The organism is Pseudomonadota bacterium, from assembly GCA_016195085.1.
In the GTDB taxonomy this organism is placed as follows: domain Bacteria; phylum Pseudomonadota; class Alphaproteobacteria; order SHVZ01; family SHVZ01; genus JACQAG01.
Map to the genome: position 1 here is coordinate 119,802 of JACQAG010000071.1, position 21,671 is coordinate 141,472.

26 protein-coding genes and 1 tRNA gene are annotated in these 21,671 nt (G+C 67.4%); 20 read left to right on the forward strand and 7 right to left on the reverse strand.

Going from position 1 to position 21,671, the window contains the following annotated elements; translation table 11 throughout:
* Positions 1-36: 36 nt before the first annotated feature.
* The gene (locus HY058_19590; GenBank protein ID MBI3499504.1) at positions 37-672 is read right to left on the reverse strand and encodes a hypothetical protein; all 636 of its coding nucleotides are present in this window, start codon (positions 670-672) and stop codon (positions 37-39) included.
* Between the two features lie 228 nt (positions 673-900).
* Between HY058_19590 and HY058_19595 the strand changes: the two genes are divergently transcribed.
* Positions 901-992, forward strand: a tRNA-Ser gene (locus HY058_19595).
* Positions 993-1,099: 107 nt separating this feature from the next.
* Here the strand turns inward: HY058_19595 and HY058_19600 are convergent.
* Positions 1,100-2,644 (reverse strand): hypothetical protein, encoded by a 1,545-nt coding sequence (locus HY058_19600; protein ID MBI3499505.1) that lies wholly within the window; start codon positions 2,642-2,644, stop codon positions 1,100-1,102.
* A 175-nt stretch (positions 2,645-2,819) separates the two neighbouring features.
* On the opposite strand from HY058_19600, the gene HY058_19605 reads away from it, so the two are divergent.
* Complete coding sequence (locus HY058_19605) at positions 2,820-3,323, forward strand: hypothetical protein (protein MBI3499506.1); 504 nt, start codon at positions 2,820-2,822, stop codon at positions 3,321-3,323.
* Between the two features lie 28 nt (positions 3,324-3,351).
* Here HY058_19605 and HY058_19610 read toward each other — a convergent pair whose 3' ends face one another.
* Positions 3,352-3,723, reverse strand: coding sequence for a response regulator (locus HY058_19610; GenBank protein ID MBI3499507.1), 372 nt, complete (start codon positions 3,721-3,723; stop codon positions 3,352-3,354).
* Between the two features lie 558 nt (positions 3,724-4,281).
* Here HY058_19610 and rplU point away from each other — a divergent pair.
* The 16 genes from rplU to HY058_19690 all read left to right on the forward strand — a co-directional run bounded on the left by rplU (position 4,282) and on the right by HY058_19690 (position 17,862).
* Entirely contained in the window at positions 4,282-4,596 is a 315-nt protein-coding gene (rplU, locus tag HY058_19615; GenBank protein ID MBI3499508.1) for a 50S ribosomal protein L21, read from the forward strand.
* Between the two features lie 25 nt (positions 4,597-4,621).
* Complete coding sequence (gene rpmA / locus HY058_19620; GenBank protein ID MBI3499509.1) at positions 4,622-4,897, forward strand: 50S ribosomal protein L27; 276 nt, start codon at positions 4,622-4,624, stop codon at positions 4,895-4,897.
* A 99-nt stretch (positions 4,898-4,996) separates the two neighbouring features.
* On the forward strand, positions 4,997-6,055 hold the full coding sequence (obgE, locus tag HY058_19625) for a GTPase ObgE (protein ID MBI3499510.1): 1,059 nt from the start codon (positions 4,997-4,999) through the stop codon (positions 6,053-6,055).
* A complete protein-coding gene (locus HY058_19630) occupies positions 6,052-7,170 on the forward strand; it encodes a glutamate 5-kinase (GenBank protein ID MBI3499511.1) in 1,119 nt (372 codons plus the stop codon). The genes obgE and HY058_19630 overlap by 4 nt, the downstream gene beginning before the upstream one ends.
* Positions 7,167-8,459, forward strand: coding sequence for a glutamate-5-semialdehyde dehydrogenase (locus HY058_19635; protein MBI3499512.1), 1,293 nt, complete (start codon positions 7,167-7,169; stop codon positions 8,457-8,459). Before HY058_19630 ends, HY058_19635 begins: the two co-directional genes overlap by 4 nt.
* The gene (locus tag HY058_19640) at positions 8,456-9,121 is read left to right on the forward strand and encodes a nicotinate-nucleotide adenylyltransferase (GenBank protein ID MBI3499513.1); all 666 of its coding nucleotides are present in this window, start codon (positions 8,456-8,458) and stop codon (positions 9,119-9,121) included. Before HY058_19635 ends, HY058_19640 begins: the two co-directional genes overlap by 4 nt.
* Before the next feature lie 40 nt (positions 9,122-9,161).
* Positions 9,162-9,542, forward strand: a complete 381-nt coding sequence (gene rsfS / locus HY058_19645; protein MBI3499514.1) for a ribosome silencing factor — start codon at positions 9,162-9,164, stop codon at positions 9,540-9,542.
* Positions 9,543-9,590: 48 nt separating this feature from the next.
* Positions 9,591-10,043, forward strand: coding sequence for a 23S rRNA (pseudouridine(1915)-N(3))-methyltransferase RlmH (rlmH, locus tag HY058_19650; protein ID MBI3499515.1), 453 nt, complete (start codon positions 9,591-9,593; stop codon positions 10,041-10,043).
* 69 nt (positions 10,044-10,112) lie between these two features.
* A complete protein-coding gene (locus tag HY058_19655; GenBank protein ID MBI3499516.1) occupies positions 10,113-11,684 on the forward strand; it encodes a 2,3-bisphosphoglycerate-independent phosphoglycerate mutase in 1,572 nt (523 codons plus the stop codon).
* Positions 11,671-13,002 carry a peptidoglycan DD-metalloendopeptidase family protein gene (locus tag HY058_19660; protein ID MBI3499517.1) on the forward strand — a complete coding sequence of 444 codons (1,332 nt, stop codon included), beginning with the start codon at positions 11,671-11,673 and terminating at the stop codon, positions 13,000-13,002. The genes HY058_19655 and HY058_19660 overlap by 14 nt, the downstream gene beginning before the upstream one ends.
* A complete protein-coding gene (locus HY058_19665) occupies positions 13,002-14,363 on the forward strand; it encodes a S41 family peptidase (GenBank protein MBI3499518.1) in 1,362 nt (453 codons plus the stop codon). Before HY058_19660 ends, HY058_19665 begins: the two co-directional genes overlap by 1 nt.
* Positions 14,360-15,901, forward strand: a complete 1,542-nt coding sequence (locus HY058_19670; protein MBI3499519.1) for a divergent polysaccharide deacetylase family protein — start codon at positions 14,360-14,362, stop codon at positions 15,899-15,901. Before HY058_19665 ends, HY058_19670 begins: the two co-directional genes overlap by 4 nt.
* 82 nt (positions 15,902-15,983) lie before the next feature.
* Positions 15,984-16,439, forward strand: a complete 456-nt coding sequence (locus HY058_19675) for an RNA pyrophosphohydrolase (protein ID MBI3499520.1) — start codon at positions 15,984-15,986, stop codon at positions 16,437-16,439.
* Complete coding sequence (tenA, locus tag HY058_19680; GenBank protein ID MBI3499521.1) at positions 16,436-17,101, forward strand: thiaminase II; 666 nt, start codon at positions 16,436-16,438, stop codon at positions 17,099-17,101. The genes HY058_19675 and tenA overlap by 4 nt, the downstream gene beginning before the upstream one ends.
* Positions 17,102-17,339: 238 nt before the next feature.
* Positions 17,340-17,573, forward strand: coding sequence for a hypothetical protein (locus HY058_19685; GenBank protein MBI3499522.1), 234 nt, complete (start codon positions 17,340-17,342; stop codon positions 17,571-17,573).
* Between the two features lie 109 nt (positions 17,574-17,682).
* Positions 17,683-17,862 (forward strand): hypothetical protein, encoded by a 180-nt coding sequence (locus tag HY058_19690; GenBank protein MBI3499523.1) that lies wholly within the window; start codon positions 17,683-17,685, stop codon positions 17,860-17,862.
* 13 nt (positions 17,863-17,875) lie between these two features.
* On the opposite strand, the gene map is transcribed toward HY058_19690, so the two are convergent.
* A complete protein-coding gene (map, locus tag HY058_19695; GenBank protein MBI3499524.1) occupies positions 17,876-18,625 on the reverse strand; it encodes a type I methionyl aminopeptidase in 750 nt (249 codons plus the stop codon).
* Between the two features lie 407 nt (positions 18,626-19,032).
* Here map and HY058_19700 point away from each other — a divergent pair, with 407 nt between their 5' ends.
* Complete coding sequence (locus tag HY058_19700; protein MBI3499525.1) at positions 19,033-19,281, forward strand: type II toxin-antitoxin system Phd/YefM family antitoxin; 249 nt, start codon at positions 19,033-19,035, stop codon at positions 19,279-19,281.
* A 57-nt stretch (positions 19,282-19,338) separates the two neighbouring features.
* Entirely contained in the window at positions 19,339-19,908 is a 570-nt protein-coding gene (locus HY058_19705) for a hypothetical protein (protein MBI3499526.1), read from the forward strand.
* Here the strand turns inward: HY058_19705 and HY058_19710 are convergent.
* The 3 genes from HY058_19710 to HY058_19720 form a co-directional block, all read right to left on the reverse strand.
* Positions 19,905-20,714 (reverse strand): ferritin-like domain-containing protein, encoded by an 810-nt coding sequence (locus HY058_19710; protein ID MBI3499527.1) that lies wholly within the window; start codon positions 20,712-20,714, stop codon positions 19,905-19,907. The genes HY058_19705 and HY058_19710 overlap by 4 nt on opposite strands.
* Positions 20,715-20,842: 128 nt before the next feature.
* Entirely contained in the window at positions 20,843-21,247 is a 405-nt protein-coding gene (locus tag HY058_19715; GenBank protein MBI3499528.1) for a F0F1 ATP synthase subunit epsilon, read from the reverse strand.
* 12 nt (positions 21,248-21,259) lie between these two features.
* Positions 21,260-21,671 (reverse strand): F0F1 ATP synthase subunit beta (locus tag HY058_19720; protein MBI3499529.1); only part of this gene is annotated, 412 nt, incomplete at its 5' end.

Genomic DNA, 21,671 nt, shown 5'->3' on the forward strand with positions numbered 1-21,671 from the left:
TCGGGGTGGGGGCATTCGACTGCGTGGAACGGAGGACTACGAGATCGGCTCGACATAGCCGGCGGCGAAGCTCTCGGGCGAGCCGAAGCCGCCGGTCAGCATCAGGTTGAAGGCGATGCTGACCCGGGGGAGCTGGGCGCGGTTCTCCTCCGTGTAGTGCTCGAGCCAGGACGGAAACAGCACCATCTGCCCCTCGACGGCCGGCAGCCGGGCCGCCGTCGAGTTCATCGGCGTCACTTCGATGAGCGACGGCACCAGCACCTGCTGCTGCTTGCGCGGGTCGAGGAACACCAGCCCGCCGCCGCCCTCGGGCACCGTGAGGTAGTAGACACCCGAGAGAAAGTTGTTCGAATGCGCATGGGCGGGATGCGCGAAGCCGGGCGTGTTGATATTGGCCCACATGCCGGTGAACGCCAAGGGCGAGGGGCGATAGCGGAGCGCTTCGAACCGATCCGCGGCCGCCCGCAAGGCGAAGGCGGCAAAATCGGCGAAGACCGGATCGCGATGCAGATCGGAGCCGCTCTGCCATTGCCCCGGCTTGGTCGTGCCGCCGGTCCTTTGCAGCTGGGCGATCCGCGCCCGGGCCGGCGGGTGGAAGCCTGCGGCATGCTCGTAGCCGACCAGGGAGACCAAGGTCGGGAAGAACGACACGATCTGATGCGTCATCGCCATTGCGGGCGGCCCTTTGGTTCGGTCCTATGGTACCGGCCAACGAGCCTTATCGCACGACGCAGTGCTGCCGGTATGTCCGCCGGGTCTCCGGTGAACCGGCGCCGATGCAGATCGCGCGTTTCTTCGATCGCCATCTCGGGAAATGGCAAAGCCGTCGACGGCCCGGCTGTCGCCGGTCCGATCGGGCTTGCCTTCCCGGGGGCCCGCCAGTAAACCCTTGCTCCCGACGGAGAGGTGCCAGAGTGGTCGATCGGGGCGGTCTCGAAAACCGTTGTACCCTTTGCGGGGTACCGTGGGTTCGAATCCCACCCTCTCCGCCAACCTTCACTCTGCGGAGCTTCGGCTGGCTTGCCAGCCGGAAGCGGCCTGCCTGCTACAGCCTTGGCGAAGGCAGGCTAACGGCGAAGAAGTACGTTCGTCGACCGCCTCACGCGCGCCGGCGCGCCTGCCAGGCGGCGGCGCCGAACTCGCGCATGTTGAGCGGGCCCGGGGCCGAGTCGCCCGAGGTGCCGAGCAGCACCTCGCCAGCCATGGCCGCACCCTCGATCATGCCCGAGAAGGCATAGGAGAGGTTGCTGCCCTCATAGGGATGCAGGCTGGTGAAGGCGACCCGGTTTCCCTCGATCGTGCCGGCGAGCGCTCCCGTGAGGCCGAGGGTCCGATGCGTGCCGGCGAGCCGCAGTCCGCTTTGCGTGAGCTCGAGGCGATGGATGCTGCGCGCGGCGGCAAACGCGATCTCGACCTCCCAATTCCCCGACACATCGCCAGCCGGTGCGGTCGGCGCCGCGGCTGCGACCGGCGGTGCCGCCGCCAGGGCAGCGGCGATGGCGCGGCCGACGATCGCGGCCTCGCCGGGAGCGAGATTGAACGGCAGGATGAAGACCGATCCCTCGGTGGCGCCGCGATCGTCCAGCATGATGCGCGGCTCACCCGCCAGCAGCGTCTCGCGCAATTCGAGGCCACCGAGACCGATGCGGCAGCGGTCCCAAGCGATCCGGAGGCGCGGCACCTCTTCATGCGCCTTGGATGAGCCGAGCGTCTCGACGCTGACGCCGGCGACCGCGGTCACCAAAGCCGCGATCTGGTCGAGGTCGTCCTGCCAGCGCTTCCGCTCCGCCCCATGGTCGCGCGCCTCGGCCCAGAACTCGATCGCGGCCACCAGCCCCACGATCTCTTCCTTGCTCACCTTCATCGGCCGACCGATGGCGTGGTGCGGGGCGGCATTGAGACGGGCTGCCTCGATCCAGGATCGCTCTCCCAAGAGCAGGCCGGTCGATTGCGGCCCGCGCAGATATTTGCCGCCGCTATAGGCGACCATGGTGGCGCCGCGCACGAGATAGGGGTTCGGCCGCTGGAGATGCTCGGAGGCGGCATCGAGGAGGATGGGAATTCCCTTGGGCGCGGCGAGCGCTGCGCACTCTTCGAGACCGATCGGCAGCGCACCGTCCTTGGTGCCGATGGTGGCGATGAGCACGGCATCGCTAGCCAAGGCCACCTGCATCTGGGCGCGGTCGGCGACCTCGAGGATCTCGGCGCCGGTGGCGCGGATGGCATGGTCGTAGGTGAAGCGCGCACCCTTGGGCATCACCACCCGGTGCGGCATTCCCTCGGTCCTGGGCAAGCGCAGCATGCGTTCGGGATCGCCTTTGGTGATCGCACCCGCGGCGGCTGCCGTCAGCGATGCCGCCCCGCCGCTGGTGACCAGCGCCGCCTCCGCACCCGTGAGGAGCGCGATGCGCCGTCCGGCGGCGACCATCAGTTCCGTCAGGTTGACGAACGATCCCGCGGCATGAGTGATCGCATCGACGACTGCCGGCAGCATCAGGCTGCCGCCGTGGACCGTGCGCGAGCCGCAGCAATTGATGAACGGTCGTACTCCCAGCCGGGTGTAGGGGTCGCCCGATCGCTCGGCCGTGCTGCCGGTGGCGTCGTTTCCTCCGCTCAAGGTGCCGCGCTCCTGTCGTTCGAGCATTTCCCCGAAGAAATCTACGGCGTCCGCCGGCGCAAAGCCCCCCTATTTCGAGGGGCAGACTCGCTAGATCCGGCGCGATGCTCTGGATCGTGACTCGTCGTTTGAGTAGCTTCCTACCCAAAGAGGCGAGCCGGCCCGGGTGGAAGGGCTTGGCCGGTGGGGGGGCGATCGTCCGATGGCCCGTGTCAAGGAACAGCGACGCTATATCGGGTTCGACGCGCCGGTCGTGGTGGTGACCGACCCGCTCGAAACCGATATCGGCGATCGGCGCTTGCGCGTGCTGCTGCGGCAATGGGCCAAAGCCGTCCACAGCGGGGTCATGCCCGAGATGAAGGTCGTCGCCGGACCGGCGCTGGCGGGCTTGCGCGACTATCTCTTGGTTCTCGAAGTCATCGATGGCGGTCACGATTTTCGCTACCTGTTTCATGGTCCGGCGGTCGCCTTCGCGCTGGCGATGGACATGACCGATCGCAAGGCGAGCGAGCTGCCCGGTCCATTGGCCAACCTCCTCATCGACCTCTGGGGAGCGACGGTCCGCGACCAAGTTCCCATCTTTGCGAGCTATGCGGCGTTTGCCACCGACGACGCCGATCGCTGGGAACGCCTGTCGGTTCCGGTCCGGCAGAAGAGCGCCAATGAGGTGGATGCGCTGCTGGTCGGTGTCATTCCGATTGCCTGACCGGGCCCCGGGCCGAGCCGCACCTTCGCTACTGGCGGCCCAGCACTTTGCTGACCGCGGCGACCAGCTCGCTCGGCCTGAACGGCTTTTCGAGGGTGAGGGTGGCACCTGACACCTTCGCCAGCTTGAGGAAGTTCATGAGCTTGGCGCCGGTGTTTCCGGACATGGCGATGATCGGCACCGAGGGATCGAAGGCGCGCATGGCGCGGATCGTCTCGATGCCCTCGCGATTGGGCATGATGAGGTCGGTGACGACGACGTCCGGGCGCGCCTGCTTGAATTGCTCGAGCCCGAGCTGGCCGTCCGCCGAGGTGCGGATGACATGACCTTCACGGCTCAACACCTGCGCGAACAGCCGGCGCGCTGCCGCATCATCGTCAATCACCAGGACCGAAGCCATGTCAGGTGCGTCTCTCGAGACTACAAGGACTCTGTCGTCATTCTACACGCGCCAGGACCGAGAGCGCCGATGCCACGCTCAATCCGGCGAACGCCGGGAACGCATCGGCGCCCATCATACGCCCTGGCGGGGTTGACGCTAGCTGGCCGCTTTCCATGCGCGCCAAGGCGCATGTTGATGGCAGCCCATATTCCGCAACGGGAAAATAATGTTTATTTGCACTTTGAGGTAATAGTTAAAATCATTCGATCTTGCCGTAATTTTGACTGTTGCTGCCTAACGCAGGGACAGGATTTGTCTGGTTAATTGTTAAGCTTTCATGGGCATCGATGATCGCCGGGGGTGCGGGCGGTCCGATCGAAGGCACCCCCCCCCCCAAAGCGGCGGCGAAGCGGTCCGGGAACGGCTTTGCGGCCAAGAAAACCCGGGCCTAAATGCCCGGGCCTAAAGGATTGACCCGGGGTCGCCGGTGGCTATTATCCCGGCTCCGCGCGCGGGGGCCCCCTCCGGGTTGGTGAGGGGCGCCCGCGGCGCTTTCATTTATGAAGACGGCATCCCATGTACGCAGTCATCAAGACCGGCGGCAAGCAATACAAGGTCGCCCAGGGCGACGTGATCGAGGTCGAGCGGCTCGCCGGCGACAAGGGCGCCACGGTCGAGCTGACCGAGGTCTTGGCGGTGGGCGAGGGCGAGAGTGCCACCATCGGTCGGCCGACCGTCGCCGGCGCCAAGGTCACCGCCGAAGTGGTCGACCAGGCGCGCGGCCCGAAGATTCTCGTGTTCAAGAAGCGGCGCCGGCAGAACTACCGCCGTCGCGCCGGCCACCGCCAGGATCTGACGGTGCTGCGCATCACCGCCATCGCCGCGGGCTGAGCGGCGAGGCGAAGGAGTTTAGGTCATGGCACACAAGAAAGCGGGCGGCAGCTCGCGCAACGGTCGGGACTCGGGCGGACGCCGCCTCGGGGTCAAGCGCTATGGCGGCGAGGTCGTGCCCGCCGGCAACATCCTCGTGCGTCAGCGCGGCACCACCTATCATCCCGGACGCAATGTCGGCATGGGCCGCGACCACACGCTCTTTGCCAAGATCGACGGCATCGTCACCTTCGAGCAGAAGGCGAAAGGCCGCACCTTCATTTCCGTATTGCCGCCCTCGAAGGAGCAGGCTGCCGACTGACCCCGGTCGGAGCTCAGGCGTTTTCCAGGGGGAATGGCCCAGGCCATTCCCCCTCTTAGTTTCCGCCATCCCTTTTCTTCCCAAGAGCCGATCGGCGCCATGAAGTTCCTGGACGAGGCCAAGGTCTTCTTGAAGAGCGGCAATGGCGGCGCCGGCTGCGTCGGCTTTCGCCGGGAGAAGTTCATCGAGTTCGGCGGGCCGGATGGCGGCGATGGCGGCCGCGGCGGCGATGTCGTCGTCGAATGCGCCGACAGCCTCAACACCCTGATCGACTTCCGCTACCGGCAGCACTTCAAGGCCGAGCAAGGCCACCAGGGCTCGGGCCAGAACAAGACCGGCGGCGCCGGTGCCGATGTCGTGCTCAAAGTGCCGGTCGGGACCCAGATCCTGGACGAGGACAAAGCGACGCTGCTCGCCGACATGATCAAGCCCGGCCAGCGCCTGGTGCTGCTGAAGGGCGGGGATGGCGGCTTCGGCAATACCCACTTCAAGTCCTCGACCAACCGCGCCCCCAGGCGCGCCCTTCCCGGTTGGCCCGGCGAAGAGCGCTGGATCTGGCTGCGCCTGAAGCTCATCGCCGACGCCGGCCTCGTCGGCCTGCCCAATGCCGGCAAGTCGACCTTTCTCTCGCGCGTGTCCAGGGCCAAGCCGAAAATCGCCGACTATCCCTTCACCACCATGAATCCGCAGCTGGGCGTGGTGCGCTTCGGCGGCGCCAAAGAGGCGCGGGAATTCGTGCTGGCCGATCTTCCCGGCCTGATCGAGGGCGCCCATGAAGGGGCGGGCCTCGGCCATCGCTTCCTCGGCCATGTCGAGCGCTGCGCCGTGGTGCTGCATCTCGTCGACGGCACCTTGGAGGATCCGGCCGCCGCCTATCGCACCATCCGCGCCGAGCTCAGGCATTACGGCCACGGGTTGGCGGAGAAGCCGGAGATCGTCGCCTTGACCAAGCGCGATGCTCTCGACGCGACGACCGTGAAGCAACGCCTGGCGAAGCTGAAGCGCGCCGCGAAGAGCACGCCCCTTGCCCTCTCCGCGGTTTCCGGCGAAGGCCTCGATGCGGCGCTGGAAGCCTTGTGGCAGGCGATCGAAGCCCGCCGCCGGCACGAGGCGGAGAAGGCGGCGGCGGCGCGGGCGGAGGCAGCCGCCGAGCCATGACCTCGCCCCTTGCCCGGGCCCGCCGGCTCGTCGTCAAGATCGGCTCGGCCTTGCTGGTCGAGCAATCCACCGGCGCCATCCACCGGACGTGGCTCGAAGGGCTGGCCGCGGACGTGGCGCGGCTGAAGGCGCGCGGCGTCGAGGTGGCGCTGGTGTCCTCGGGCGCCATTGCCGTCGGCCGGCGCCATTTGAAGCTGCCGCCGGGGCCGCTGGCGCTCGAGACCAAGCAGGCCGCTGCCGCCACCGGCCAGATCCGCCTCGCCCATGCCTACCAGGAGATGCTGGCGCGCCATGGCATCACCGTCGCCCAGGTGCTCTTGACCCTGGAGGACACCGAGTCGAGGCGCCGGCATCTGAATGCGCGGGCCACCATCAATGCGCTCCTGGATTTCGGCGCGGTGCCGGTCATCAACGAGAACGACACGGTCGCCACCTCGGAGATCCGCTTCGGCGACAATGACCGCCTGGCGGCGCGCGTGGCACAGATGATCAGCGCCGATACGCTGGTGCTGCTCTCCGACATCGACGGCCTCTACAGCGCCGATCCGCGCAAGGACAAGGCTGCCCGGCATATCGCCGTAGTCGAGCAGATCACCCCGGAGATCGAGGCCATGGCCGGCGAGGCGCCGGCCGGCTACAGCTCCGGCGGCATGGTGACCAAGCTCGCCGCCGCCAAGGTCGCCCACGCCGCCGGCTGCCGAATGGCGATCGCCGAGGGCAGCCGCCTCAATCCTCTCCATGCCCTCGAGGATGGCGCGCGCTGCACCTGGTTCCTGCCCACGGCGGAGCCGCGCACGGCGCGCAAGCGCTGGATCGCCGGCTCGCTCAATCCCGTGGGCGCGATCGCCATCGATTCCGGTGCCGCCCGCGCGCTCGCCCGTGGCAAGAGCCTGCTGCCGGCCGGCATCACCGCCATCATCGGCAGCTTCGAGCGCGGCGATCTGATCGAGGTGAGAGACGGGGACGGGCAGAAGCTCGGGCGCGGCCTCTCGGCCTATTCGGCCGTCGATGCCAGGCGCATCCTCGGCCATAAGAGCCATGAAATCGAAGCCATTCTGGGCTATCGTGGGCGCGCCGAGATGATCCACCGCGACGATCTGGTGCTCGATCGATGACCGCGAGCCTATTGAGCAAGCGCGCCGAAGGCGATGCGTTGCGCCTGAGCCTGGAGGCCATCGGCCGGGACGCACGAGCCGCCGCCCGTCAGCTCGCCCAGGCGACGACGGATCAGAAGAACCTGGCACTCCATGCCGCCGCGGCCGAGATCCGCCGACGGGCGGCGGAGATTCTGGCCGCCAACGCCCGCGATGTCGCCGAGGCCCGCAACGCCGCGGCCACAGCGGCCTTCATTGACCGGCTCGCTCTCGATGCCACGCGCGCGGAAGCGATGGCCGCCGGCCTCGAGGACATCGCCGGGCTCGCCGATCCGGTCGGCCGCGTTCTCAAGGAGTGGACCCAGCCCAACGGCCTCCGCTTCCAACGGGTGAGCGTGCCCTTGGGCGTCATCGCCATCATCTACGAGTCCAGGCCCAACGTGACCGCCGACGCGGGCGCGCTGGCACTTAAATCCGGCAATGCCGCGATCCTCCGCGGTGGTTCTGAGAGCTTCCATTCGACCGCCGCCATCGCCGCCTGCCTCACCGCGGGGCTGGTTGCCGCCGACCTGCCCGACAGTGCCATCCAGCGCGTACCGACGAAGGATCGCGACGCGGTCGGGCACCTCCTCAAGATGAGCGAATGGGTCGACATCATCGTGCCCCGCGGCGGCAAGTCCCTCATCGCCCGCGTGCAGGAGGAGAGTCGGATCCCGGTGATCGCCCATCTCGACGGTCTCTGCCACACCTATGTCGATCGCTCGGCCGACATGGAGAAGGCACGGCGGATCGTGCTCAACGCCAAGATGCGCCGCACCGGCGTTTGCGGCGCGACCGAGACGCTGCTGATCGACCGCGCGGCCTTGGCCAGCCATTTGCCGGCGATCCTCGATGATCTCATCGCCGCCGGCTGCGAGGTGCGCGGCGACGCTGCGGTGCAGGGGATCGATGCCCGGGTCAAGCCCGCCTCGGAGGCGGATTGGGCGACCGAATATCTCGATGCGATCATCGCGGTCGCCGCGGTCGACGGCGTCGAGGGGGCGATCGCCCATATCGAGCGCTGGGGCTCGGACCACACCGATGCCATCCTCGCCGAGGACGAGAGCACGGCCGAGCGCTTCCTCGCGGCAGTCGACAGCGCGATCGTGCTCTGGAACGCCTCCACGCAATTCGCCGATGGCGGCGAGTTCGGCTTCGGCGCCGAGATCGGCATTTCCACCGGCCGGCTGCACGCCCGCGGGCCCGTGGGTCTGGAGCAGCTCACCAGCTACAAATACCTCGTGCGCGGCACGGGGCAGATCCGGCCCTGAACCAGGCTCGGACGCCGTCGCGGCGGCGACGCCGGAAGCGGCCGCTCATCGGCCTCCTCGGCGGCTCGTTCAATCCCGCCCATGACGGCCATCGCCATATCAGCCTCTTGGCGATCCACCTCCTGGGGCTGGACCAGGTCTGGTGGCTCGTATCTCCGCAGAACCCGCTGAAGCCCAGCCGGGGCATGGCGCCCTTTGCCCAGCGCCTGGCGATGGCGGCCAAGGTCGCCCACCATCCCCGCATCAAAGCTTCGGACTTCGAGGCCAGGCTCGGCTCGATCTACACCGCCGACACGCTCTTCCAGCTGAAGCGCCGCTACCCGCGCCGGAGTTTCGTGTGGATCATGGGTGCCGACAATCTCCTGCAAATCCCCCGGTGGCGGCGTTGGACGCGAATCTTTAACACCATGCCGGTTGCGATCTTCGCCCGCGCTCCCTATTCTAACAGGGCGTTGGCCGGTCTTGCGGCACGTCGCTTCTGGCGCTCCCGGGTGGACGCCCGGCACGCTCGGAGGCTCACGGCGCGACCCCTGCCGGCTTGGGTGTTTCTGCACACCAGCCTCAGCCCGGAATCGGCGACCGCAATTCGCCGGGCCCGGTCGCAGGCAGGGATGCGGACCGTGCGTCAACCAGGATCGGGAGCGAGAGGCTTGACAGCTTGATAGTCGGATCGCCCCCGGTCGGACAACGGAGGAGACCGACATAGCTCGACGCAAGAATCCTCGCGCCACTGCCGAGAGGCTCTTGGCATTGGTGGAGGGTGTACTCGATGACGGTCAGGCGATCGACTCGAGCGTCATCGATCTCAATGGCAAGACCAGCATCGCCGATTTCATGGTCGTGGCCTCCGGGCGCAATCCGCGCCATTTGAACGCCATGGCCGACCATCTGATCGCCGCCCTCAAGAAGACCGGCCTGCCCAAGGTCAGAGTGGAGGGACAAAGCGTCGGCGACTGGGTGTTGATCGACGCGGGCGATATCATCATCCATCTCTTCCGCCCGGATATCCGTCGGCTCTACGGGCTGGAGAAGATGTGGGCCCTGGAAATCCCGCAAACCGAGCCGCGTGTGGCCACGGCCTGAAGGCCTCGCCGATGCCCGGCTGAGAACGGTCCGGTCGGAGCCGGCCCCTTGCGCATCCACATCTGCGCCGTCGGGCGAGCCGGTGCCGGCCCGCATCGCGACCTCTACGAGCTCTACGTGGGCCGGCTCGGCTGGCAGGTGAGCCTGCACGAGGTGGTGGAGAAGCGGCCGGGTCCCGGTCTCGCCGAGCGCGAGGCCGAGCGCCTTACGGCGGCGGTGCCCCGGGGCGCGGCGACCGTGGCCTTGGACGAGCGCGGCCGGAGCCTCTCCAGCGCCGCCTTTGCCGAACGCCTCGGCAAATGGCGTGATGAAAGCGAGACCGAGATCGCCTTCCTCATCGGCGGTGCCGATGGGCTGGCGCCAAGGCTCAGGGCCGAGGCCCGCCTGGTCTTGGCCCTGGGGCCGATGACCTGGCCCCATCTCCTGGTTCGCGGCCTGTTGGCCGAGCAGCTCTACCGCGCCCAGCAGATCCTGGCCGGGCATCCCTATCACCGCGGGTGAGGCGCATCATCGCTGATGCCGACCGGCTCGGCGCTTACCGGCGCCGCGGTTTTCGCCTATATAGAGGCGATGTCGAAGTCGCATCCCCGACCGGTGGTTCTGTGCGTGCTCGACGGCTGGGGCCATCGCGCCGAGCCGGCTGCCGACGATGCCATCGCGGCGGCCCGCACGCCTAATCTCAAGCGGCTCTCCCGGCGCTTTCCCATGGCCTATCTCGATGCCTCCGCCCTCGAGGTCGGGCTGCCCAAGGGGCAGATGGGCAATTCCGAAGTCGGGCACATGAACCTGGGTGCCGGGCGCGTGGTCATGCAAGAGCTGCCGCGGATCGATGCCGCCGTCGCCGACGGCAGGCTTGCCCGGTTGCCGGCGCTCGGCGATTTCATCGCCACGCTCAAGGCCGGCGGCGGCGCGTGCCACCTCATGGGTCTCATCTCCCCCGGCGGCGTGCACAGCCATCAAAGCCACATCGCGGCCCTCGCCCGCACCCTCGCCACGGCCGGCATCCCGGTCCGCGTCCATGCCTTCCTCGACGGCCGCGACACGCCGCCCGCCAGCGCCAAAGCCTATCTCATGGAATTCCAGCGGGAGATCGCCGGGTGCAAGGATGCCCGGATCGCCACCGTCGCCGGCCGCTTCTACGCCATGGACCGCGACCAGCGCTGGGAGCGGGTGAAGGAGGCCTATTCCTGCTTGGTCGAGGCCGCGGGCGTAGGCGCCGCCAGCGCCGAGGCCGCACTCTCGGCTGCCTATGCCAAGGGCGAAACCGACGAGTTCGTGACCCCGGTGGCGATCGACGCCTATCCAGGCATGAAGGACGGCGACGGCCTGCTCATGGCCAACTTCCGCGCCGACCGGGTGCGGGAGATCCTGTCGTCCCTCATCGATCCCGCCTTCTCCGGCTTTCCGCGCGCCCGCGTCGTCCGCTTCGCCGCAGCACTTGGAATGACCGAGTATTCGAGCATGCTCGCGCGCCTGATGGCGACCTTGTTCCAGCCGAGCGAGCTCACCCACACCTTGGGTGAGCTGGTGGCCGAGGCGGGGTTGCGCCAGCTCCGCATTGCCGAGACCGAGAAGTACGCGCATGTGACGTTCTTCTTCAACGGCGGCGAGGAACGGGAGTTCAAGGGCGAGGACCGCATCCTGGTGCCCTCACCCAAGGTCAAGACCTATGACGAGAAGCCGGAGATGTCGGCCTATGAAGTGACCGACAAGCTCGTGGCTGCGATCGACGCCGGCACCTATGACCTGATCGTCGTCAATTACGCCAACACCGACATGGTGGGCCACACCGGCGACATGGCGGCCGCGGTGAAGGCGGTGGAGGCGGTCGATGCCTGCATCGGTCGGCTGGCCGATGCGCTCGAGCGCGCCGGCGGCGCCATCTTGATCACCGCCGATCACGGCAACGCCGAACAGATGCGCGATCCCGAGACCGGCGAGAAGCACACCGCGCACACCACCAACAAGGTGCCGGTGATGCTGATCGGTGCGGGCGATGGGATGCTCGCCGATGGTCGGTTGGCCGATGTGGCGCCGACCCTGCTCCAGGTCATGGGCTTGCAGCAGCCGGTGGAGATGACGGGAAGATCGCTCATTCGGCCCAACGTCCGTGCCGCCCAGAAGCAACGTGCATCGGCTTAGGTTTCCGAGTCTGGCCACGCTGCTCCTCACCGCGGCTGCCGTCGCCGGCGCTTCCTTCGCCAATGAGAGCGAGCCGCAGCGCCGGCTGGGCGAGGTCGAGCGGGCGCTCCAGGCCGAGCGCGACCGCCAGGCGCAAGCCGACCGCCGCGCAGAGGCCCTCGCGCGCGAGGTGGCGGTGGTCCGCGCCGAGCTCATTCAGACGGCGCGCCACACCCAGGAGAATGAGGCGGCGCTGTCGGCCTTGGAGTCGGCTCTGGCCGGGCTCGAAGCCGAAGCCAAGGAGAAGGAGGCGGGTCTCGGCCGCCGGCGCCTGCAGCTGGCTGAGCTCACCGCCGCCTTGGTGCGGCTTTCGCGTCTGCCGCCGGAAACGCTGATCGTGCTCCCCTTGTCGCCTTTGGATGCGGTCCATAGCGGCATCCTCCTCGGGTCCGCCTTGCCGCCGGTAAAAGAGGCAGCCGAGGCGTTGGCGGCGGAGACCCAGGCTCTGGCCCGGGTGCGCACCGACATCGTCGGCCAACGACGGCGCATCCAAGCGACCACCGTGGCCTTGGCGGCGGAGCGCGATCGTCTGGACGAGCTCCTGAAGCGCCGCAGCCTGCAGCAGCGTCGCGCCGAGAGCCAAGCCGAGCAGGTGGCCAAGCGTGCCGCCGAGCTCGCGGCCTCGGCGCGCGACCTGAGGGAGCTCATGGAGCGGCTCGAAGCCGACCGCCAGGCGCGCGAGGCGGAGCTGAAGCGCCTGGCGCTCGCGGTCAAGCCGGCGCCGAAGCCGGAACCGCCGCCGAGCTCGACGCCGGCGGTGGCGGTTCCTTCCATTGCAGCACCGCCTTCGGGCCAGCAGGCCTCGCTGCCGCCGGGCATGGCGACGCCCGTGGTGGTGCCGCTGCCGCCCCCGGGCGAGCTCGCGCGGCCGTTCACCCACGCGCATGGCAGCCTTGCCGTTCCGGCCGCCGGTCACGTAGTCGTGAGCTATGGCGAGGTCGACGATGCCGGACTCGGCGCCAAGGGAATCACCGTCCAGACGCGGCCCGAGGCGCCGGTGGTCGCACCCTTCGACGGGCGCGTAGTCTTTGCCGGGCCATTCCGAGGGTATGGGCAAATCTTGATCATCGATCACGGCGAGGGATATCATTCGCTTCTGTCCGGCTTGGGACGAATCGATAGCGGAGTCGGCCAGTGGCTCCTCGGAGGGGAGCCGGTCGGAGTCATGGGACCGGCGGACCAGGGCAACCCCAAGCTCTATGTCGAGCTCCGACGTAACGGCCAACCGATCAACCCGCTGCCCTGGTGGGCAGCCAACAATGGTAGAGTGAGTGGATGATGCGTGCCCTGATCATTGCGGCAGTCGCCGCCCTGGCTTTGAACTTTGGCTCGGACAGCCTACGAGCCCAAACCGCAGCGAGCCCGTCGACGGGCACCAGCAACACCAGCGAGACCTACCGCCAGCTCAATCTGTTCGGCGAGGTGTTCGAGCGGGTGCGTGCCGACTTCGTCGACAAGATCGGCGACGAGGAGCTGATCGAGTCGGCCATCAACGGCATGCTGACCGCGCTCGACCCGCATTCGGGCTACATGAACGCCAAGTCCTTCCGCGACATGCAGGTGCAGACGCGCGGTGAGTTCGGCGGCCTCGGCATCGAGGTCACCATGGAGAACGGCTTGGTCAAGGTGGTCTCGCCGATCGACGAAACGCCGGCGGCGCGCGCCGGCGTGCAGCCGGGCGACTTCATCACCCATCTGGACGGCGAGCCGATCATGGGCCTCACGCTCAACGATGCGGTGGAGAAGATGCGGGGCCCGGTCAACACCGCGATCAAGCTCACCATCAAGCGCGAGGGCAAGGATCCGTTCGACGTCTCAATCAAGCGCGACGTCGTGCGCATCCAGTCGGTGCGCTCGCGCATCGATGGCACCATCGGCTACATCCGCATCACCACCTTCAACGAGCAGACCGATGTCGGCCTGAAGAAGGCGATCGAGCAGATCAAGGGCGAGCTCGGCGACAAGCTGCAAGGCTATGTGCTCGATCTCCGCAACAATCCCGGCGGCCTCCTCGACCAGGCGATTGCCGTCTCCGATGCCTTCCTCGACAAGGGCGAGATCGTATCCACCCGCGGCCGGCGCCAGGAGGAAGGCCAGCGCTACAACGCCAAGGGCAAGGATCTCACCAACGGCCTGCCGATGGTGGTCCTGATCAATTCCGGTTCCGCCTCGGCCTCCGAGATCGTCGCCGGCGCCTTGCAGGATCACCGGCGCGCCATCCTTCTGGGCACCCGCTCCTTCGGCAAGGGCTCGGTGCAGACGATCATTCCGCTGCCGGGCCATGGCGCCATGCGGCTCACTACGGCGCGCTACTACACGCCGTCGGGCCGCTCGATCCAGGCGAAGGGCATCGAGCCCGACATCGTGGTCGAGGCGCAACGCGTCGAGACGGTGGCCGAGGGCCAACGGCGGCGTGAAGCCGATCTCAAGGGTGCGCTTGCCAATCCGCAAGCGCAGCGGCCGCAGCAAGGCAGCCAGGCGCCGAACGCCGCACCCGCCGCTCCGCCGGCGCAGACCCCGGCCAATCAGCCGCCGACGCAGGAGGACAAGCTGCAGATCAGCCAGGAGGATTATCAATTGGCCCGCGCGCTCGACCTCCTGCGCGGCATCGCGCTCTTCCAGAGCCGCGTGGTGAATTGAGGCTCTGGCCGCTTCGCTGGAAGAGGAAGAAACCCGAGGAAGACCCGGGCGACCCGGCTCCTGAGCCGCCGCTCCGCCGTCCGGCGGGGGTTGGCCGGAGCCCGGCCCGAGCTCGCGACCCCGACGACGACAGCGCACCCAGCCTGCTGGCACCGCTCTTGGGCGCGGTCGTGCTCGTGGTCGGCATCGGCGGCTTGGTCGCCTGGCTCGCCCTCAATGCCGACGACACGGTGAGCCGGCGCATCCTGGAGACGCCGCGCGTGGCCCTCCCCCTGGTGGCCGACCACGGCACGACCGAGCCGGCCAAGGCTCCGGCGGAGGCAGCCGCCCATGGCGAAGCCGCCAAGCCGGAGGTGGCGAAGCTGGAGCCGCCCAAGGCCGAGCCGGCGAAGTCGGAAGCAGCCAAGGCCGAGCCGGCGAAGCCAGAGGTGGCGAAGCCGGAGCCGGAGTCGCCCAAGGCCGGGGCCGGACATGGCGCGCCCAGCCTGCCGGTGATCGAGCCGCCGAAGCTAGGGACCGCGTCGTCCTCGCCGGCGGCCAAGCCGGCGGAGGCGGCGCATGGCGCACCCCCGCCCGCCGCCGCAGCCAAGGCAGAGGCCCATGGCGCGCCGCCAGCGCCAGCCCATGGCGCCGCCCCGCCATCTGCCCCCGGCGCCGCCCCGCCGGTCGCCCATGGCGGCCCGCCGCCGATGCAGCTGGCGGCCCGCACCCGCGAGATCGGTCCGCCGGTGGTGTTGCGCAAGGCGCCGGAGCCGGCCTTGACCGAACAGGGGCCGCGCGGCCCGCTCCCGGTCGTCGCCGAAGATGGACGGCAAGCCTGGCGCTTCTATGGGCGGCCTTTCGATCCGGCCGACACCAGGCCCAGGATTTCCATCGTCATTGCCGAGCTCGGCCTTTCCAGCGCCGCCACCGAGGCCGCCGTCCAGAGCCTGCCCGGCGCCGTCACGCTCGCCTTTGCTCCCTATGCGCCGCGCCTGGAGGAATGGATGGGGGCGGCGCGCGCCGCCGGCCACGAGGCCTTGATGATGCTGCCGATGGAGCCCGGCAACTTTCCCACCAACGATCCCGGTCCCTACACGCTGCTGACCTCGCTCAGCTCGAACGAGAATCTGGACCGCCTGGACTGGGTCTTGAGCCGAACCGCCGGCTATGTCGGCGTGCTCAACTACGGCGGCACCCGCTTTGCCTCCTCCGAAGAAGCCCTGCAGCCGGTTTTGGCGATGCTGAAGCGCCGCGGACTGCTGTTCATCGACGGCTGGGCGACGGCGCGCACGGTCTCGGTGCAGCTCGCCTCGGCCTTGGGCGTGCCGAGCGCGCTCGGCAATCGCCAGATCGATCTCGAGGCCTCCCGCGGCGCCATCGATCAGCGTCTGGCGGAGCTCGAGAAGACGGCACGCGAGCAGGGCGAGGCGATCGGCATCGGCGGCGCCTATCCCGTTACCCTGGAGCGGGTCGGCATCTGGTCGGAATCGCTCGCCGACAAGGGCTTCGCGCTGGCGCCCGTCTCGGCCTTGGCCGGCGAGAAGCGGACACAGTGAGCCCGGGTTGAGCGCCGGCGAGTCCACCCCATCGGACGCATCCGCGAGTACCGGTCTGCCCTATAGGCCGGGTGTGGGTCTGATGCTGCTCAATCGCCAGAGGTTGGTCTGGGTCGGCGAGCGGCAGGATGCTCCCGGCGCCTGGCAGATGCCGCAAGGCGGCATCGATGCCGGCGAAAGCGCCGCGGCGGCGGCCATGCGCGAGCTCCACGAAGAGGTCGGAACCGACAAGGCGGAGATCATCGCCGAGAGCAAGGCGTGGCTCACCTACGATCTGCCGCGGCACCTGGCGAAACGCTCCTGGAGCGGCCGCTGGCGCGGGCAAAGGCAGAAGTGGTTCCTGCTCCGCTTTACCGGCGAGGACCGGGATGTCGACGTCAGCCGCCATCACCCGCCGGAGTTCTCATCCTGGCGCTGGGTCGGCATCGATGCGCTCGTCGGTCTCGCCGTCTCCTTCAAGCGGCCGCTCTATGAGTGCGTGGTCGAGGAGTTTCGGCACCTGGCGACGTCGTTTGGATCGGACCGGGAAAAAGCATGAGCACCGGACTCTTCGGCGCGCTGCGCGCTGCGGCCAAGGAGGAGTGGCGGCGCTATGTCGAGCATCCCTTCGTCGCCGAGCTCGGCAAGGGCAGCCTGCCGGAGCGCTGCTTTCGCCACTATCTGGGCCAGGACTATCTCTTCCTCATCCACTTCGCCCGCGCCTGGGCGCTCGCCGTCTACAAGAGCAGCGATCTGGCCGAGATGCGCCAGGCGCTTGCCAGCCTCAACGGCATCCTCGAGGTCGAGATGGGGCTGCATGTCCAATTCTGTCGCGGCTGGGGCCTGAGCGAGGCCGAGATGGCGGCCCTGCCCGAGGCCGACGCCACCATGGCCTACACCCGCTATGTCTTGGAGCGCGGGCTTGCCGGCGATCTGCTGGACCTCGAGGTGGCGCTGGCCCCCTGCATCATCGGCTATGCCGAGATCGGCCGGCGGCTCCGGGCGGAGGCGGGGGGGAGCCTCGCCGGCAATCCTTATCGGGCTTGGATCGAGATGTATGCCGGCAAGGAGTATCAGGCGGTGGCCGCCGCCGCCGAGGCGGAGCTGGACCGTCTTTGGCAAGCCCGCGCCGGCGGCGGCCGTCTGGCGCCGCTCACCGAGACCTTCACCCGGGCCACGCGCCTCGAGGCGGCCTTTTGGCAGATGGGCTGGGAAGCCTGAGCCGCGTCACCGTCTCCTGGCCGTGTAAGTTATTGATTCTGTGAAAGTTTTACTCGAGAAGAGCCAAACAGGCGATGCGGCGGTGGCCGATTCTCCGTGCTGTCGATGCTCAAATCACATGCTTTGTGGCGTTTTTTTGATCAAAACGCTAGGTATTGTTAACCAGTCGTGATAAAAATGCTAGATGTAGCTATTGGTTTCCGGACTAACAACGATAGCAATAGGTGGAGGAAATCAAATGGACGCGTTGTCGCGAATCAAGACCTGGATTGCCGGACTAACCGAAATCGGCTTAATGCTTCTCGCACTCGCCATCGTCGCCGCACTTTTGGTCGGCGGCTCCTTGCCGTTCTTCGGTAGCGTCGTCGGCAACATCGTCGGCTTGGTCAAGGATCTTGGCAGCAATGGCCTGGTCGGGTTGATCGCTCTGGGTGTGATCCTCTGGCTGTTTTCGAAGCGCTCCCTGGCCTAACACGTCTAACGGGGCGGGGTCTCTCAACCCCGCCTCGTCCGCTGTTCATGGCTGTGGCATGTTCGAGAGAATAAGAACGCTAGGCTGGCGCGCCGTTGAGCTCGCTCTCATGGCTGTGGTCTTTTGCGTTCTCCTTCACATTATCCTCGGCATTGGTGCCGGCTCCTTCGTCAACGCCGTCGCCGACAATGCCATCCAATTCGCCCAAGACGTGCCGGCCGGCACCCTCGTCGGCATCGCCCTCTTGGCGCTCCTCTACTGGTTCGTGAAGAGCGAGCGGCGGGGCTAGAAGCCAGGTTGCCTCAGTGCGGGATGGTCACGACAACGGGGCCCCGCGATGTGGCAACGAGCGTGTGCTCGTACTGCACGGTCGGTCGCGCGCGATCGGCGCGCAAGGTCCAGCCATCGCCGGTGTCCACCGCCCATTCCGAGCCGAGGGACAAGAACGGCTCGATGGTGAAGACCAGGCCCTTGGTGATGCGCCGGGACTCCCCGGGCTCGTGCCATGTTGGAATGACCTTCGGCTCCTCATGCAAGGCGGTGCCGACGCCGTGGCTCGCTAGATTGCGGATGATGGTGTAGCCGTTCCGGTCGGCGAAGGCCTGGATCCTCCGGCCGATCTCATTGAGGCCGGCGCCGACCTTGACCGATCGGATCCCCCGCCACAGCGCCCGACGCCCGTCGCGGGCGAGGCGGTCGACCTCCGGGCGGACCGGCGGAATGGCGAAGCTGCCGCCGGTATCGGCGTAGAAACCATCGATTTCCGCTGATACGTCGATGTTGACGAGATCGCCCGGCTGCAGCGCACGATCGCCTGGAATACCGTGGGCGATGTCGGGAAAGATCGAAATGCAGGTGGCGCCGGGAAAGCCGTAGTCGAGCTCAGGCGCCGAGCGGGCGCCGTCCCGCTCCAGGAGCCGGCGCCCGATCGCGTCCAATTCCCGGGTGGTGATGCCGGGCTCGAGGGCTTCTGCCATCGCCGCCATGGTGCGGGCGACCACGCGCCCGACCGTGCGCAGCTTCGTTAGCTGGTCGTCGTTGTCGATGGTCATCGCATGGATCTGCCCTGGTAGCCCCGCGAGCTTGCGCAACTTGCATTTAATAAGATGGCGGTGCCGCTTGCAAATCGCATTTGCCCCGAAGCCAATTCTGGCTAGAATCTAGCCAGAATGCGCTTTGACATCGTGCTTGCGCCCGAAGGCATTGAGGATCTGAGAAGGCTCAAAGCGAATGTACGGGCCGCCGTATTGATCGCGCTCGAGACGCATCTGAGGCATGAGCCGCGCAAAACAAGTCGGAGCCGCATCAAACGCCTAAGAGGCTTACGTCGGCCGCAATTCAGATTGCGGGTGGGCGACATTCGGGTGTCCTACGACGTGTTCGACCCGCGCGTGGAAATATTGGCGATTGTGGCCAAATCGGAGGCTGAGTCATGGCTGAGACAATTCGGAAGCCGCGATTGAGAGAGGTTCCTCTCTCAGAAATCAAGGATGACCTTTCGCGATATCTGCGAGAGGCGGAGAAGCATGAGATCGTGATCACACGCCACGGCAAACCAGCAGGAGTATTGATCGGATTCGAGTCGGAGGATGACTGGTTCGAGTACAAGCTAGAAAATGACCCGCGCTTTCTCCGCCGGATAGAGACAGCGCGCGACAGCCTGCGCGCAGGCCGTGGCGTCCGGTTAGAGGACGTGAAGGACGACTAGTCGCGCCCGCCAAGAGCGCGGAGCGGGCAGAAACGAAGCTTCATCATTGGTCCGACCGTGACGAACCTGTTCGTATACCTCATCGGTCCGCCCGGGGTGGGCAAGTACACGATCGGCAAGATCCTGGCCGAGCGCCTGCCGGCCAAGCTCGTGGACAATCACCATTGGAACAACCCGATCTTTGCGCTGCTCGAGCAAGACGGCATGACGCCGCTGCCGCAGGCGGCATGGGATAGAACGCACCTGGTCCGCACGGCGGTGCTGGAGACGATTGCCACGCTCTCGCCGAAGCACTGGAACTTCGTCTTCACCCACGCAGCGGCCACGACCGACCCCATCGATCGGATCATCGCCGGACAGATCCTATCGGCCGCGGTGCGTCGCTCGGCCGGCGTGCTCGCCGTTCGACTCGGCTGCGCCCCGGACGAGCTGGCAAGGCGCGTGGCGATGCCCGAGCGCGCCTTGCGGCTGAAGGAGCGAGATCCCGTCGCCGCGCGCCGCAATGCGGCGGTACCGCTCTTCGATCCGGGATGTCCCGACATGATCACGCTCGACACCACGGCGTTGCCGCCGGAGGCCGTTGCCGCCGAGATCTTGGAGAGGCTGAAGCGGCTGCCCCGCTCCTAGACGGTTGCGAGCTGGCGCGCCCGGTGGCGCATGAAGCGCCAGGCGAGGCCAGAGACCAAGCGACCGAGCCTGCCATTGGCGACGAGGCCCACCGCCTTCAAGACCATGCCAATGCCGCGCTCGACGTGGTGCGGCCGATAGAGCGCATAGGCGCGCTTGGCGTAGGCGCGCGACGCGGCGCGGCGCTCATAGGGGACCTCGCCCAGATTGGCGGTGTGGTAGGCGAAGGCGAGCTCGTCGTCCTCGGACTCCTGGAGCCGCTTCAAGGCCACGCGGATCCGGCCCCAGGTGCCGAGCCCCTCGGTTGCGACGTAGCGGTTGAGATGCGTGTAGAAGAGCTTGTAGTGGCGGAACTCGTCGGCGGCGATGCGCCGGCAGATCGCCTGCAGCACCGGCTCCTCGCTCGCTTCGGCCAGCGCCGTGTAGTAGGAGCTGGTTCCGGTTTCGACGATGCAGCGCGCCACCAGCTCGCCCGCCCGCGAGCCTCTGACCGAGATTGCCGCCGTCAGCGGCAATTGGATCTTCTCGGCGAAGCGCTGGAAGCAGCGCTGAAAGTCGAAGCTGGGATCGGCCAGGGCCGCCCAGCGGGCAAGCGCCTCGCCGTGCTGGATCTCCTCCTCGCCCCAGAGCCTGGCGGCAGCCTGGAACTCCGGATCGTCGTGGAACACGCTGCAGAGATATGTGGTGTAGTCGCCGCCATTGCGCTCGACCAGGCTCGCCGCCTTGACCAGGTTCAGGATGCCGGGGTCGAGCTTGCTCCGGTCGAACTCACCCCAGGGAATATCGTCCAGCGTCCATTTGCCCATGGTCGCACCGTTGGCTGACGGCCGTTAGCGCCGACAAGGCCTAATGTCGGACGTCTGGCCCCCGCCTGCAAGGGAGGAAAGATCAATCAATTCAAGTTGGAACCAAACGCGATCGGACGCGAATCGGCTCAGTGTTGGGCCGCCTTCAGCTTGGCCCGGGCGACGTCGAGCTGACGGGACGCGTTGAGCCGTTCGGGCTCGCTCTTGGCCTCGGCCACGTCCTCGCTCAGATCCTTGATCAGCTGCTCGGTTGCCGCGGTGTCGATCTCGCCCACCTTGATCGCTTCGTCCGCCAGCACGGTGCAGCGCTCCGGCGTCACCTCGGCGAAGCCGCCGGAGACGAAGATGCGCTCCTTCACCTTGCCCGCCTCATAGACGTCGATGACGCCCGGCGCCAAGGTGGCGATGAAGGGCGCATGGCGCGGCAGCACGCCGAAATAGCCTTCGCTGCCCGGCACCACCACCATCTCCACCGGCTCGGACAGCAACAGCCGCTCCGGGGAGACCAGCTCGAACTCCGTCGTCTCGGCCATCGTCCGGGACCTCTAGGCCGCTTCCTGGGCGAGCTTGCGCGCCTTCGCCACCGCTTCCTCGATGGTGCCGACCATGTAGAAGGCGGCCTCGGGCAGCTCGTCATAGTCGCCGGCGACGATGCCCTTGAAGCCCTTGATCGTGTCCTCGAGGGAGACCAGCACGCCGGGCGTGCCGGTGAACACCTCGGCCACGTGGAAGGGCTGGGAGAGGAAGCGCTGGATCTTGCGGGCGCGGGCCACCGTCAGCTTGTCCTCTTCGGAGAGCTCGTCCATGCCGAGAATGGCGATGATGTCCTGGAGCTCCTTGTACTTCTGGAGGATGGACTTCACGCGCATCGCGGTGTTGTAGTGGTGGTCGCCCAGGATGCTGGGATCCAGCAGGCGGGAGGTGGAGGCCAAAGGATCCACCGCGGGGTAGATGCCC